This window comes from Acidisphaera sp. S103, from assembly GCF_009765975.1.
Lineage (GTDB): Bacteria > Pseudomonadota > Alphaproteobacteria > Acetobacterales > Acetobacteraceae > Rhodopila.
This window is the reverse complement of the sequence record NZ_LMUJ01000064.1, coordinates 245330-261208: the sequence shown is the minus strand read 5'-3', so window position 1 is coordinate 261208 and position 15879 is coordinate 245330. Positions and strand designations below refer to the sequence as shown.

Annotated in this window: 4 protein-coding genes (1 of these 4 running past the window's edge); all 4 read right to left on the bottom strand. The window is 70.2% G+C overall.

What is annotated here, in order from left to right:
• Window positions 1-132: 132 nt before the first annotated feature.
• Tightly spaced (each overlapping or abutting the next), the 4 genes in view from GSQ89_RS23185 to GSQ89_RS23170 form a layout consistent with a single transcriptional unit that may run on beyond the window.
• The gene (locus GSQ89_RS23185; protein WP_158929682.1) at window positions 133-1119 is read right to left on the bottom strand and encodes a TauD/TfdA family dioxygenase; all 987 of its coding nucleotides are present in this window, start codon (window positions 1117-1119) and stop codon (window positions 133-135) included.
• Window positions 1106-2461, bottom strand: coding sequence for a glycosyltransferase (locus GSQ89_RS23180; RefSeq protein WP_158929680.1), 1356 nt, complete (start codon window positions 2459-2461; stop codon window positions 1106-1108). Before GSQ89_RS23180 ends, GSQ89_RS23185 begins: the two co-directional genes overlap by 14 nt.
• A complete protein-coding gene (locus GSQ89_RS23175) occupies window positions 2458-10119 on the bottom strand; it encodes a non-ribosomal peptide synthetase (protein WP_158929678.1) in 7662 nt (2553 codons plus the stop codon). The genes GSQ89_RS23180 and GSQ89_RS23175 overlap by 4 nt, the downstream gene beginning before the upstream one ends.
• A protein-coding gene (locus tag GSQ89_RS23170; protein ID WP_158929676.1) for a non-ribosomal peptide synthetase crosses the window boundary here: on the bottom strand, window positions 10116-15879 show its 3' portion. It continues 1634 nt past the right edge of the window; 5764 of the gene's 7398 nt are visible here — the last part of the coding sequence; its start codon lies beyond the right edge, outside the window — the gene reads right to left on this strand; its stop codon occupies window positions 10116-10118. The genes GSQ89_RS23175 and GSQ89_RS23170 overlap by 4 nt, the downstream gene beginning before the upstream one ends.

Genomic DNA, 15879 nt, shown 5'->3' with positions numbered 1-15879 from the left:
GTTTGCGTGGACCAAAGCAGCGATCCTCCGGGTGCTATCCTCCGGGTGCTATCCTCCGGGTGCTATCCTCCGGGTGCTATCCTCCGGGTGCTATCCTCCGGGTGCTATCCTCCGGGTGCTATCCTCCGGGTGTTATCCCATCGCGACCAGCACCTCCCGCCGGCCGGTGAAGACTCCTCGGCCGTGTGCGGTCAACATGTTGTCCAACAGCAGCACATCGCCCGCTTCCCACGTGAAACGCACTTCCTCCCGCCTGTATGCCTCGCGCAGTGCCGCCACCGCTGCCTCGGGCACGGCCGAACCGTCACCAAAACGGGTGTCGTTCGGCAGATCCTCGGACGCAAGCCCGGCGAAGGCGGCCTGTGCTTCGGGAGCCAGCGAGGAGGGATGAAAGAACAGCATATGATTGAACCATATCGGTTCGCCGGTTCCAGGATGACGGTCCACCAGCGGCCGTACCGCTTCCGTCCGCAGCGCCCCATCGGCGCGCCACGAAAACCGCAAGCCCCGCGCCACGCATCGCCGTTCGGCTTCGTCGCGATCGGCAGTGCCCAGCACGTCCTGCCACGATAACCCCAATCGTCCGTCGAGGCATCGCCGGTACATCACACCGTGGGCGGCGAACCGGTCGACCAGGTCGGGCGGCAACCGGCCACGGACGCGCCTGGTATCCGCCAGAGGCGTCTCACCGCCGGTCTCCGCCGGAACACGGCAAAGAAACATCAGCAAGGTCGGCCACGATGCCTGATAACTATTCTCGCAATGTAACAGAATATCCGCATGCGCCGGATGCTCAGTGCTGGTGTAAACCCGTCCCCCCAGTTCCCGCCGCGGTGAGGACCGTTCGGTGTAGTCCAGCGGTTCCGCCCCTGTCGCGCGCAGCAGGGTGGCCAGCCCCTTCGCGTCCGCCATGCCGAAGCCGCGGAACAACACCGCGCCGTAGCGGTCGAGCCATAGGCGCGCCTGATCGCGATTTGCGCCGATCCACCCGGCCAGCGCCACATCGGCCGCCGCCGGCCGAACCAGCAGCGGCAACGAACGCCCATCCGCCGGCAGCTCGGCGGCAACCATCTCCCCAACCGGCACAACCCGTCGCCGAGCACCGCTAAGCTGCGACATCGCTCGGCTCCCACATATCCAGCGCTTCCTCGACCAGGTGCACGGCGGTGGCCAGGCCGTCGTCCTCGCGCATCGCCTGTCCCAGCGCCGCCGCCCGGGACCGGATGGCCGGGTCGTCCAGCGCCGCCCGCATCGCACCGGCCAGCCCCGGCGCGGTCAGCAGCATCGGGTCGATCGGCGGCGGCGCGACGCCCAGATCGTGCAGCCGCCAGGCCCAGAACGGTTCGTCCTGCAGGAACGGCACCGGGACATTGGGCGTGCCGGCCGCCAGCGCCGCCATCGCGGTGCCGACGCCACAGTGATGCACCACCGCACCCAGCCGAGGGAACAGCCAGTCGTGCGGCACCCCGTCGATGACCACAACCTTGTCCGGATCGGCGGCACCTTCCGTTTCCCGAGGCCAACGCAAGCCACCCCAGCCGGGCGCGATCACCGCGCGCACCCCGGATTGCCGCACCGCCGCGCCGACCATCTGCGACAGCCAGTTGAAATCGTCGCCCGAGGGCATGCATGGCACCGACCCGAAGCCGATGAACACCGGCGGCTCCCCACCGTCCAGCAGGCGTGCCAGGTCAGGCGGCGGCGTGTATGCTGCGGTCGGGGTCCGCCAAGTGCCGGTGAAGCGTTCGTGCTTGCGGGGCGGCAGCACGTGGTGGCTCAGGCCCACCATCTCCAGGATCGGCGGCACCGGGCGCTTCAGCCGAGCGCGTGCCGCGGGACTCGCCAGGGCCGTCAGGGCGGCGTGATGTCGCTTTTGCAGCCGCAGCAACTCACCGAAGCTGCGCCGTTCCTGCCACAGCAGGCTGATCCGGTCGGAGATCAGCCCGGCATGGCTCGCCAGGTTCAATGCCGCCACCGCGCCGGGCACCCGGCTCATGGCACGCCGCCGTCGCACCATCGCCCCGATGGCGGTGCCGACCGGCACACGCGGCAGGTCGGTCCGAGGCCCCTCACGCGGCAGGTTCGGCGCCAGCACGAACGGGATGTCCAGCAGCCGAGCAGCGTCGCCGATCCAGAGGATGCGGCTGACCACCACGTCGGCGCCGGTCAGCGCCTCGACCAGAGCCGGGTAGGCGGCGAACCAGGCGTCCCACAGCCCGGCGTCGAAAATCCCGGCTTCCTGCGCGTTCTGCCGCCGCTGCCAGGCCATCACGTGATCCAACGGCGGCAGCCCCGGGGTGAACCAGGGCACGCCCAATGCCTCCGCCGTCGCCGCGTAGCCGTCATTGGCGACCAGCCCGGCATCCCAGCCAGCACGAGCGAATGCCGCCGCCAGGACACCGTACGGCCGCACGTCACCCATCGAGCCGGATGCGACGATCGCAATGCGCCGCGGTTTCATGTCGGCACCGTCTCGTCTAGCAGCGCCGCCTCGATGAGCGGGATAAGGGTGGTCAGGCACGGCTCCTCCAGCAGGCTATCGTGAGTGGCGGTGATATCGCGAATACGCAGCCCGCCTTGCGCCAGTCGTCCCCATCCCCTTTCACCATCGCGGGCCTGGGTGCGGATCAGTTCGGCGGACAGGTCGGCAGGGGCGGGGCGCCAGTCGGACAAGGCGCGCTGATTTTCCATCATCACGGCCACCACGCGTTCGACGTCCTGACGTCCGAAACCTTCCGGGACCAGCCCGTCGGCTCGGGCGCGTGCCAGCATCGCCTCCGGTTCGGCCAAGCCCGGCAGGTCCGGACCGACCCGATCGGCCGATCCGTCCAGCAGCAGCAGTGTTCGGACCTGCCGCCCCAGGCGGCGGGCCATTTCGAACGCCACTGCGCAGCCCATCGAGTAGCCCGCCAGCGCCACCGGACCCGTCACCGCAGTGCTCAGGGCCTCACAGTAATCCCTGGCCATTGCATCGATGCCGGCGGCAGGGGCATCGCCCAACAGCCCACGTGCCTGCATGGCGAAGACCGGGCGGTCCAGTCTGGCGGCCAGGCGTAGGAAACAGGCGACGTCGCCGCCGATCGGATGCACCAGCACCAGCGGCAGACCGGTCCCACCACGCAACCGCACCAGCGGGCTGGGCCGCAGCTCCGCACCCATCAGCGCCGCGGCCAGCCCGGCCACGGTGCGAGCGCCATGCAGCGCCGCCAGTGGCGGTGCTGCACCCAGGTCTCGCCGCAGCAGGTTCAGCAGGCGTACCGCACCGAGGGAGTGCAGACCCAGCGCGACCAGATCCTCCAACGGTCCCGGCCGTCGGCCCAGTACCTCCGCCGCCAGCGTGGCGATCCGTGACTCCAGCGCGCCGCGCGGTAGGCTGGGTGTGGCAAGGCCAGCGTCCGGCAGGGTCAGCGTGCGCCGGTCCAGTTTCCCGCTGGCGGTCAGCGGCAGGCTTGGCTGTCCGATCACCCGGGATGGCCGCATCACCGCCGGCAGCCGGTCGGCGAGGAAACCGTCCAGGTCCGCCGGCAGGCCGGGTGCTACCCAGGCGATCAGGCGGTCGTCCAGCAGCCGTACCGCCGCCTCCCGCACCGCCGGATGCGACAGCAGCGCCGCCTCGATCTCGCCGATCTCGATCCGCACGCCGCGCAGCTTCACCTGTGCGTCGGAACGGCCGTGATACAGCAGCGCGCCATCGGCCCGCCATGCTGCCCGGTCGCCGGTGCGATAAAGCCGGGCGCCCGGGGGCCCGAACGGGTCTGGGCGGAACGCGTCGGCGGTCTGCGCCGGCGCGTTCACATAGCCCGAGGCAAGTTGCACGCCGCCCAGCCACAAATCCCCCGCCGGTCGCCGTCGCATCGCACCGTCCAGCACGCGGGTGACCACATTGTCCACCGGGCGGCCGATAGGAACTGTGCCGTCCGTCTCTGCCGCGCCGCAATCCCATGCGGTGACGTCCACCGCGGCCTCTGTCGGGCCATACAGGTTGTGCAATCTGGTCCGGAACCGGTCCCGCCAGGCGGCCACCAGATCGGGAGTCAGCGCCTCGCCACTGGTGAATACCAGGCGGGGATCGCCGCAGCGATGTTCGATGCCTGCCGTGTCGAGAAAGCCTCGCAGCATGGAGGGCACGAAATGCAGCACGCTGACCCGATGCCGCGCCATGACCGCCGCCATCGCATCCGGATCGCGCTGCACGCCGGGTGGTGCGACCAGGACCGAGGCGCCGGTCAGCAGCGGCCAGAACAACTCCCAGATACAGACGTCGAAGCCCAGGGGGGTCTTTTGCAGCACCACATCGCCCGGTCCGATCGGATAGGCCCGCTGCATCCAATCCAGCCGGTTGACGATCGCGCCATGCGGCATCGCGACTCCTTTCGGACGCCCGGTGGACCCCGATGTGAACAGCACATAAGCGGTATCGTCGCCGGTCAGCGCCGGGAAACGATCGTCCACATTCGCCACGGTGGCATCCAACGGCAGCCCGCCATCCCCGGTGACGCCCGGTCCGCACAGCGTCACCCGCACCCGGGCATCGCCGGCCATCGCCGCCAGCCGTTGCGGTGGCTGGTCCGGTTCCAGCGGGCACCAGGCGGCGCCGGCCAGCAACGTCCCCAGCAGGGCCGGCAGTAGGGCCTCGCAACGGTCCGTCTTCAGCCCGACGACGTCCCCACGCCTTATCCCGGCCGCCCGCAGCGCCGCAGCCACACCGCGCGCCCGGCTCACCAGGTCCGCGTAGCTGATGACGACATTGTCCCATAGCACTGCCGGCGCTTCTGGCGTGCGAGAGGCCTGCGCCAGCACCCGTTCGTGCAGCGGCGTTTCCACCGGATGCGCGATCGCCGGACCATTTTCAAAATCGCCGATCGCCGGCGCCGGCAGCACCGCGGCGAGGCGGTGGGCGGTGGTCAGTCCGTCGAGCGCTGCCGTCACACGGTCCAGCCGTTCCGTCGCACTGTTCGCATCGAAGCGCGCCGGATCGAACCGGAGAGACAAGACCATCTCATTTTCGTCCATCCCCGCCAGCAGCGCCAGGGGGGAGGACGATTGTTCCGCCGACTCGACCGCCAGGATTCGCGGTGCATCCGGCCGGGGTGCCGACAGCGCCGGATCGACCGGATAGTTCTCGTAAGTCAGCAGGCTGTTCGCCAGCGGTGTTCCGGGTGGTAGGGCCGCACAGGCCAGCATTGCCTCGGGGGGGTATTGTTCATGCGCCCGCGCCGCCGCCAGTTCCGCCTGCAATCCGCGCAAGAAGCCTGCGGGTTCCGCGTCCGGATCCAGCGTCACCCGCACCGGCAAAGTGGTCAGGAACAGGCCGACCGCCTGCTCCGCACCCGGCATGCCGGCGGATCGGCCGCTGCTTGTCATCGCGAAGACGGACTCCGCCCGCCCGGCATCGTGTGCCAGCACCAGCCCCCAGGACGCCGCCACCAAGGTCGCCGGGGTGACCCCGTTCAGTCGCGCGAACGCCAGCAGTTTGGCCGCATCCACCCGTCTGTCCACCCGAGACGTCGTTCGGATCGGCGTTGCCGGCTCCCGTCCCCCCAGCGGCGTTGGTTCGGCGCCTTTCAGCCGGCCTCGCCAGAATGCCTCGTCGGCCGCAACGTCTTGTGTGGCCAGGAAGTCCGAGGCAGCCACCGGATCGCCCGGCGGCGGCAATGTCCGGCCTTCTGCAAGCGCCAGCAACTCGGTCAGCAGCGGCGACAGCGACCAGCCATCGAGCAGCGCGTGATGCCGGGTCCACAGGAACCACCATTCCGCATCCGCCAGTCGCACCAGGCGGAACCGCAGCGGCGGTTCGGCCTGCGGATCGAACCCGCTCGCCCGGTCTTCGGCGACCAGGGACGCCAGCGCGGTATTCTGGTCCGGCTGCCCACGCCAGTCGGCGTCGATCCAGGCCGGTTCCGCCGAACGCAGCACGATCTGCGCCAGGTCACCGTCCTCGTCCGGACTGAAAAATGTCCGCAGCGCCGCGTGCCGCCGCATCAGCGCGGTCCAGGCCGCGCGCAGTGCCGCCGGGTCCAGCACGCCGTCCACCCGCATCACGGTCTGTTCGACGTAGGCGCCGCCCGCCGGGTCCAGTGCCGAGTGATACAGCATGCCGCGCTGCACCGGTGTTGCCGGCAACACCGCCTGCACCGGGCCGAGGCGCTGTTCGATCGCCTCCAGCGCCCCCGCCGGCAATGCGCGGCGCAGCACCGCCTTGGGGGCCGCGAGCGCCAGCAGATGCCGGTCAAACATCACCGCCAGCCGTTCCGCACTGACAAGACTCAGGCCGGCGACATGCCACGTGCAGTGCAACACATCGCCGATCTGCGCGGTGACCAGCTCGATCGTGTGGCTTGGCGGACGCAGCGGACTGCGGTCCGAACCGGTTGCGCGGCCGATTGACTCGAAATCACCGCCGATCAGGTCCATGCGGCCGAGGTGGTTCAACAGCACCTGGGGCGGTGGCGCGACCGGGGGTGTGAGCATCGCTGCCAGTCCACGTTCCGGCAGGGCGTCCAACGCCGCGCGGACGGTCGCCGGATCGACGTCGCCTCGCACCGGTACCGGCGCCAGGACGGTGAACCAGCCCACCGTTTCCGACATGTCGATACTGATACCCAGTGTGCGGGCGTCGCGACCGTGATGCTCTACCTCGATGGCGAACGGGGTGTCCTGGGGCAGTTCGGCCCAGCCCGGGATCGCCCGCGCCAGTGCCGTCAGTACCTCGGTTTGGGATGCCGGTGCCGGGATTGTCCGATCGAGCCGGCGGGCCGGTGCCTCGGGATCGTCCAGCGGCAGGGTCACCGGGGACACCGTCATGGTCTCGGGTGCCGGCACGGCGGTTCGCAGCGCGGCGACCCAGGTCGCAAACGCCGGCGGCGAAGGGTCGAGCGCTTCCCCGGCCAAAGCCCGCGCCAGGTCGTCCAGCAGCGGGCCCCACGACACCCGGTCGATCACCAGATGATGCGCCGCCAACAGCAGCGCCGGCCCGTCCGCCAGATCCAGCAGTGTCACCCGCCATAGCGGTCCGTGGATCAGGTCGAGGCTGCGTTTCAGCGCGGTCCCGATCCGCTCCAGCGATGCCCCGTCGGGCACGTCGTGCACCTCCAGCCGAGGCGCTTCGGCCGCCGGGTCCAGGTGCTGGTGCCATGTCCCGTCTTCGGTCTGGCCGAACCGGGCACGCAGCATGCCATGCCGGCGCTGCACCGCGGCCAAGGCGCATTCCAGCGCTGCCGGATCGGGCCGGGCGCGCGGACGCAGCAGCAGAGACTGAACCTCATGCCACGGCTCCGCGCCCGCCGATGCCAGAAACCGGGCCTGGATCGGATGCAGCGGGAACCAGGCACCGTCCTCGGCGGCTTCGGGTGCGGCCAGCACGCCCTGCACCGCCGCCGCCAGACGCGCGACGGTCGGATGGCGGAACACCGCGTCCGGCGGCAGGGACAGGCCGATCCGGCGTGCCCGGCCCACCACCTGCAACCCGCGGATACTGTCGCCGCCCAACTGGAAGAAATCGTCGAGCACCCCGACCGGCCGCCCCAGCACCCGTTCCCAGATCGCGGCCAGTGCTGCCTCCCTGGCATCGCGCGGCGCCAGATGTTCGGCCGTCGCTTCCGGCAGCGCCAGCAGCGCGGCGCGATCGGCTTTGCCGCTCGGTGCCAAGGGCAGGGATGGGATCAGTCGCAACCGCGCCGGCACCATCCATGGCGGCAGTATCGCGGCAAGGCCGTCACGCAACGATTCCGCTGTGACCGGGCCATCCGGCACGACGAAGCCGACCAACGAGTCACCCCGTTGCAGCACCGCCACCTGGTCGACGCCCGGCAGGCGCAGCAGGGCGGCCTCAATTTCCGCCGGCTCGATACGGTGGCCCGCCACCTTCAACTGATCGTCGGCGCGCCCGAGGTAATCCAGCCCGCCGTCCCAGCGATGCCGCACCAGATCGCCCGTCCGGTAGGCGCGGGCACCGGCCGGGCCGGCGGGATCGGGGCGAAACCGATCCGCCGTCAGGTCCGACCGCCCGAGGTAGCCGCGCGCCACCCCCGCACCGCCGATCCATGCCTCGCCCGCCACGCCCGGCGGCACCGGCTGACCCTGCCGGTCCAGCACCAGCATGGTCGTGTTGGCGATCGGCGACCCGATCGGCACCGGGCCGAACGGCAGGCTGCCCGCCGGCGCCTGATAGACGCAGCAACCGACCACCGTCTCCGTCGGGCCGTACTCGTTTACCACCGGCATCGCCGGGTCACAGGCAGCCCACGCCGTCAACTGCTCACCGAACAGTGCTTCGCCGCCGACCACCAACCGGCCGGTGCCGCCTGCACAAGGTTCGGTTCCCAATGCCTTCAGATGCGAGGGCGTCAGCTTGACCAGCGACCATTCCGCCACACCGGCAAACCCCGCCGCCAGGGCTGCCAACGTGTCGCTCTCCGGCAGCAGGTCCAGCCACTGGCCACGGGTCAGCGGCAGCAGCAACGCGGTGAGGGTCAGGTCGAAGGCTGGCGAGGTATGCACCGGCACGCCCCGGCCCAGTTCCGGCCGATAGGCGTCCCCGGCCCATAGCAGATAGTTGCTCAGACCCCGGTGTGTGACCGCGACACCTTTCGGCTGGCCGGTGGACCCGCTGGTGTGCAGCACATACGCCAGACTCTCGGGATGCGGGCGCAATCCTGGCCGTGCGGTGTCTTCGGCGCCGTCCAGGAGCAATGCCGGCACCCCCGGGGGCGGCGACAGATCGGCGGTATGCAGCACAGCGGCCAAGCCGGCGTCGGCGGCGATCCAGTCACGCCGCGCCGGCGGGTTGGCGGGATCGAGCGGCACGAAAGCCGCTCCGGCCTTCAAAATCCCCAGCATCCCGATGACCAGTGCCGGCGAGCGAGCCGTTGCCAGCCCGACCCGGCTCTCCGGACCCACACCGATTGCCGCGAGCCGGCGCGCCACGGCATTGGCCTGCACATCTACCGAACCGAACGATAGTTCGGCCCCTTCGTGACGCAGCGCTGGTGCCCCCGGATCGCGGTCGCACGCGGCTTCGAACAACGCGGCCGCGTCGGTCGCCGGAAAGTTGCGGTCGGTGGCGTTGAACTGAACGACCAATCGCGCCCGAAGGGCTTCCGGCATGATCGGCAGCGCGCCGGCCGATGTATCAGCGCGTGCCGCCATACCGGCCAGCAGCGCCAGCAGGGCATCCATTACGTAGTCCGCACCGATGCCCTCGATCGCCAGCCGATCGCTGGCGAGCACGAGGCGCAACGTGTGCGGGTCCTCCGGCACGACACAGCGCAGCAGCCGCACCCGATCGCCGACCAGCCCCGGTTCGACGCGGAAGCCGAACGTCGCACCATCGCCCGGGGTGTAGTCCTGCCAGCGCCGCCGCTGTTCGGTCGCTTCTGCCAGGACGGGTAACGCGGCGGAAAGCGGCAACGCCGGATCGACCTCCAGCGCGCCCGGCAACCACCGGGTCAGAGGTCCCAGGGCGTGCGTCAGCACAGACTGTGCCCGTCCATCGGCGGCGACGGCGACCCGGCTGGACGACTGGCCTGAAAGCCGCTGCAGCAGCAGGTGCCATGCCGCGAGCAACAGAAGATCCACCGTCGTGCCCCAATAGCTCGCCAAGGCGGTCACGGCGGATGGAAGCGTCGCGGAGGAGGCCGAATCGCTGGCCGGCGGAACAGGAATGTCGGCCGCATCCCATGGGTGCGATTCCCGACCCCAGAATTGCCGGCCGGCCTCGCCATCGGGGCCGGTCGCGAGGTCGTCCAGCCAGCCAGCGACGTCGGGATACTGCGGTCCGTCGAGCGGTTCGGCACCGGCCAGTTCAGCGGACAGCGCCTGCCCCAGCAAGGCGAACCCATGCCGGTCCATAGCGAGCCCAGGCAGGGTCAACCGAACACCACTGTCGGTTACCGTCGCGGTCCAGGACGGTCCTGTCCCGACATCCTGCACCGGCACGGCCAAGCCCGGTGGTACCGGGAACCGGGTCCGCAAAATCTCCCACCGCGCTGTCAGCGCATCCAGCGCCGTCAGCACAGCCTCGGGCGAAACCCCCGTCACCACATAGTCCGCGACCGCTTCGCCGGCGCCCAAATCCCACAACCGCCGCTGCACCGGGGAGATGGGATAAATCTCGCTCACAGCCGGATCCGTCGCCGCATGCCAGCCACATCCGCGACGACCGGATCAGGCTGGGCCAACAGACCGGATAACGGCGTATCCGCCGCCGCCGCCATCGCCGTCAGCAGCGCCGCAAACCGAGCCAGCAACCCACCGACGGCACTGGCTCGTAATGCCGCCGACCGGTACAGCACCGTGCCGGCCGCCCCATCCCCGGCACCGACTAGATTGACCAGAAGATCGAACGGAATCGCCCTTGGAGGCGATTCCGGCCATTCCACCGCACAGCCAGCCAGCGTAACCGGCACTGCCGGTGCCGGCTGCCACGTTATTTTCGCTCGGATCGGCGGCAATCCCGCCAGCACACGATCCGCCGAGGCATGCTGGTGCGCGAACACCCCCAGCGTTGCCGCCCGTACCCGCCCCATCAGTACCCGCGGCGTCGGATTCCCCGAGAGATCGAGCCGCAGCACCACCTGGTTGGCGAAAAACCCGATCAATCCCTCGGCCGCCGAGTGCCGCCGATCCGCTACATCAGTCCCAAGGCAGATATCGGTCTGTCCCGTTGCCTCATGCAGTGCCACCGCCAACCCCGCCGCCAACGCCATGAAACGCGTGGCCCCACAGTCCCGCGCCAGCCCTGCCGCCGCCCCATCCAACGCCACCGACACCGCCACGGCATCCCCGGTCGTCTGCTCCGGCCGAGGCCCATCCCCCGGCAGGCGCAGCCCCTCCATCCCTCCCAGGCGCCCGCGCCACCAGGCCAGCGCCATCCCTGTATCCTGGGCATCCATCCAGGCCGCCACCTCGGCATACCGAGGCACAGGGGGCAGGGCGGGGCGGTCATCCGCCAGCAGCGCCGACAACTCCCGCAGCAGCACTCCGATCGACCAGCCATCTGCCGCGATGTGGTGCATCGCCAGCGACAGCACCCAAACCCCCACGCCCGAACTCGCCAGTCGCGCTCGGAATGGCCGATCCATCGCCAGATCGAACGGTCGAGTCATGAACGTGGCGGCATCGGCCAACGCGTCTTCCAAGGTTCCTGCGTCCGTCTGCTCCAGTCGGAAATCCGGTGGGTCGATCACCTGCATCGGCCAGTCGATATCCTCGACAAACCGGGTCCTCAGCGGCTCGTGCCGCGCCGCGATGGCAGCCAACGCATCGGCGATAGCGCTGGCCTTCAGGGTCCCGCGCAACACCATCGGGCCACCCATGGTCCATCGCGAGTCACCCCCCGACAGCCGATCCGCCACCCATAACCGCCGTTGCGCCGCCCCCAGCGGTAACACCGCGCCCTTCCGCAACACGGGCAGTGGCGCCGCCACTGGCGCTCCGCCGAGCAGACGCGCCAATCCTGCCGGCGTAGGTGCCGCGAATAGCGCCGCCAACGGAATGTCCCGTCCGGTCGCATCCCGCAGCCGAGCGGCCAATTGCGCCGCCAACAGCGAGTGCCCACCCAGCGCAAAGAAATCCGCCTCGCGGCCTACCTCCTGCAAACCCAGCAGAGCCGCCATCGTCGCGGCAACCGTCTCCTTCAGCGGGTCCGCCGGTCCCGTATCCACGTCTTCCGGCAGACACAACGCCCGCCGATCCAGCTTCCCGTTTGGTAATTGCGGCAGCGCCGGCAGCAGCATCACCCGAGACGGCACCAGCGCTGCCGGCAGGCGCTCGCCCAATGCCGCCCGCAGTGCCGAGGCATCGACTCCGTCCGCCACCACCCAGGCCGCAAGCACTGGCCCCGCCGGACCCTCGACAATGCTCGCCGCCGCCTCGACGACACCGGGCAGACGCAGCAGGGCCGCCTCCACCTCCCCCGGTTCCACCCGCACGCCATGCAGTTTGGCCTGACGATCCGCTCGGCCCACCCACTCCAACATTCCGTCCGCCCCAAGCAGACGAGCAACATCGCCGGTGTCCAGTGCCCTGCTACCCGGAGGCCCGAACGGATCGGGACGAAAGCGTTCCGCCGTCTGCCCTGGCTGCCCGAGATAACCCCGAGCCAATGCCGGACCCGCCAGCCAGAGCTGCCCCGGTGTATCCGGCCCGACCGGCGCCCCCCAGCGATCGGCAAGCCAGGCCCGCACCCCCTCGATCGGCCGGCCAATCGGCATCGTCTGCCCCATGCCGTTCGCGGGCACCCCGTCCAGCACGATTGTGTCGATCGTTGCCTCGGCCGGCCCATACAGGTTGACCAGCCGACACGCCGGCAACCGCCGCGTCACATCCTCCACCAAGCCTCGAGGCACGGCCTCTCCGCCCAAACACAGCCGGCGCAGGCTGCCGCACGCTGCCTCGAACCCCGGCTCCCGCAACAACGCCGCCAGCACGCTGGGGACCAGTTGCAGTACCGTCGCGCGGGACTCCGACACCGCCCGCAGCAATGCCGCCGGATCCCGTTGCGCCCCTTCCGGCGCCACGTACAGCGTCGCCCCGGCGCGAAACGCCGCGAGATACTCCCAGACGCTGGCATCGAACCCCATCGGCGTCTTCAGCAGCAGCACATCGTCCGCTCGCAGCGGCAGCGCCCGATCCATCCACGCCATATGCCGAGCCAACGCGTCCCGAGGCACCACGACCGCCTTCGGCGTCCCCGTCGATCCCGAGGTGAACAGCGCATACGCCGCCGCCAGAGGATGCGGCTCCGCCCAGTCCCCGGTCTGACCCGTCAGCTCGCCACCATCCAGCGGCAATGGCCGCGCGTCCGTGGTCGCCAGTGCCTGCGTCCCACCGGCATCCGCCAAGATCAGCCCGGGACGCGCCGCCGCCAAAATATCCGCCAGACGGGAAGGCGGCAGCCCCGGCTCCAACGGCAGCCACGCCGCCCCGGCGCGTAGAATACCCAGCAGCGCCACCACCTGAGCCACGGACCGGCCGGCACACAGCCCCACCAGCGTCTCTGGCCCCGCCCCCCGAGCCATCAGCCGCGCTGCCACCGCATCCACGCGCCGCCGCAGTTCGGCCCCCGCCAACCTGCCATCCGCTCCCACCAAAACGCCACGATCGTCCGGATCCCAATGCAGTACCGGCGGCACCACACCAGGCGCGGCCCCAACCAGCACCGAGGGCCGCGTAACCACCGGCAAACCCGACAGCCGTGTGCCAGGTGCCGCTACGAATGCCGCCAGCACGCGATCAAAAGCCGCCAGCAGGTCCGCGGCCTCAGCCTCACCCATCCGGTCGGCGCGGTACTCCAGTGCCGCCTCGGACAACCCGGCATCCAGCGCCAGTGTCGTATCGGCTTTCGCAGCGGGCGCGGGCAGCACCACTTCCTCCGCCACCAGCCCTTGCAGCCCGCCGCTCGGCCATGGCTGGTTCTGCAACACGACCAGATGCGGCAGCAGCGCGTCCGCCCCGCCGCCAGCTTGCCCAGCCGCCCCCACGATCGCGTCGAATGGAGCACCACGATGGGCATGCGCTATCTCCAGCGCCGCCATCATCCGAGCAACCAGTGCCTCTCCTGCCGGATCGTCCCGTAGATCCAACCGCAGCGGCAGGGTCTGCACCAGCATTCCCACCAGCGCCTCGGTCTCCGGATGATCGCGCCCCGCCAGCACGGTGCCCAACAGCAGATCGGGGGCGTCCGCCCGCCGCGCCAACACCGCCGCCCAAGCCGCCGCCCCCAGCACGAACGGCGTCGCCCGTAACGCCCGTGCCGCCTCCGCCAACCCCGCCGGCAATCGCCGTCGCACCACGCCCGGACCACCACGCCCAACCGTCGGCAGCGCGGGCGGCACCGCCTGCGCCAGCCAGTCCCGCCAGAACGCGACATCCGCCGCCGAGTCCTGCTGCCGCACCGCCCGAGCCCAGTCGTATACCGTCAGCCCGATCGGCGGCAGGTCGTGTCCCGCATACAGTGCCGCCGCTTCCCGCAGCAGCACGCCCACCGACCAGCCGTCTGCCGCCGCGTGATGCAGCACCAGCAACAGCACATGCCGGTCGGGGCCCGTTCGCCACAGGACAACCCGCAGGAACGGACCCGCGGCAAGGTCGAACGGCCGGGCGGCTTCCTCGGCCAGTTCGGCCTCCAGGTCGGTGGGAGCCTCGCCAATGTCGAACGGCAACGATGGGAGCGGGTTCAGCACGGCGACCGGACGGCCGTCCTGTTCGACGATTCCGGTGCGCAGGGCGACGTGACGGAGCAGCAGCGCCTCGAACGCGCGCCGCAGGGCGGCCGGATCGAGGCGTCCACGCAGCCGCACCGCGATTGGAATGTGCCACGCCGCGCCGTTTCCCAGCCGGGTCAGCAGCCAGACCCGCTCCTGCGCCGGCAGCAGCGTCGGCGGCGTATCCCGGTCAAGCTGCAAACCCGGTCCTGCCGCCTTCGGCAACCATGTCGCCAATCCCGCGACCGTCGGGGTCTCGAATATCGCCCGCAGCGACAAATCCACACCGAACCGCGCGCGCAGCCGGGCCAGCAGCCGCATGGCGGACAGCGAGTGCGCACCCAGCGCAAACAGATCATCGTCTCGACCCACCGACGCCAGACCCAGTACGTCCCGCACCAACTCGGCAACCGCCTCTTCTATGGCACCAACGGGCGCCATCCTGGCCGACTCCGCCCCTGACTGCTCGTCCATCGGCAGCGCCGCCACATCGACCTTGCCGGTCGTCGTGACCGGCAACCGAACCACCCGCCATATCCGCGCCGGGATCATCGCCGCCGGCAACACGGCGCGCAGGCCGTCCAGCGCCGTGCCGGCATCGATGCCAACCACCCACCCGAACAGCCCCATCGTGCCATCGACACCTGCCCGAGCCGCGACATGCGCGGCAACCACCCCGGGCAGCCCACGCAGGGCCGCTTGAACCTCCCCGGGTTCCACGCGGAAGCCACGAATTTTCACCTGCTGGTCGATCCGCCCCAGCAGGTCCACGGTGCCGTCCGGCAGCAGCCGAGCCCGATCGCCACTGCGATAGATACGGCTGCCCGCCGGCCCGTGCGGATCGGGCAGGAACCGTTCGGCGGTCAGTCCCGGCTGGCCAAGATAGCCGCGTCCCAACGCATCGCCGCCGATGAACAACTCCCCCGGCGCGCCGATCGCGACCGGATGCATCCGCGCGTCCAGCACGCGCAGCACCGTCCCATGTACGGCGCCGCCCGGCGGTCCGGCCACCGGCACGCGCCGCATGGCCGCAACATCGGCCGGCACCGCGTGCCACCCCGCGAACGTGGCCGTCTCGGTCGGTCCATACGCGTTCAAAAACCGTTCCGGCCGCACGATCGCCGCACAGGCGACCGGATCGAGTGCCTCACCGCCGATGCTCAACGTCCGCAACCCGGCGAACGCATCCGGCCGCGCCGCCGCCACCGCGTCGAACAGCGTCTTGGTCAGGAACATGTGGCCGACACTCTGCTCGACCAGCACCGAGGCCAGCGCATCGGCATCCAGCACCGTATCGGTCTCCAGCACTGCCACGGTGGCACCGTTCAGCAGCGCGCCCCACACCTCCCAACTCGCCGCATCGAACGCGGCACTGCCGGCCTGCGCGACCACATCGTTCGGCTCAATCGAGGCAAACGCCCGGGACAGCGCCAGACGCGGAATCGCCCTATGCGGCACGCCGACTGCCTTGGGCCGACCGGTGCTGCCACTGGTGGCGAACACACAGGCCAATGCCAACGGATGCACCATCGGCGAGTGAAATCGGGCACGCACATCCGCCGCCGGCAGCATCGCCATATCCAGCACACGATCCGCCCCGGCGGCTGCCAAAGCGGCATCCAGCCGCGCGGATGGCCAGGCCGGATCAAGCGGCAGATACGCCGCACCCGCCTTC

Coding starts and splice junctions, on each gene's coding strand:
- GSQ89_RS23185 (WP_158929682.1), bottom strand. CDS start 1,119: ATGTCGCAGCTTAGCGGTGCTCGGCGACGGGTTGTGCCGGTTGGGGAG.
- GSQ89_RS23180 (WP_158929680.1), bottom strand. CDS start 2,461: ATGAAACCGCGGCGCATTGCGATCGTCGCATCCGGCTCGATGGGTGAC.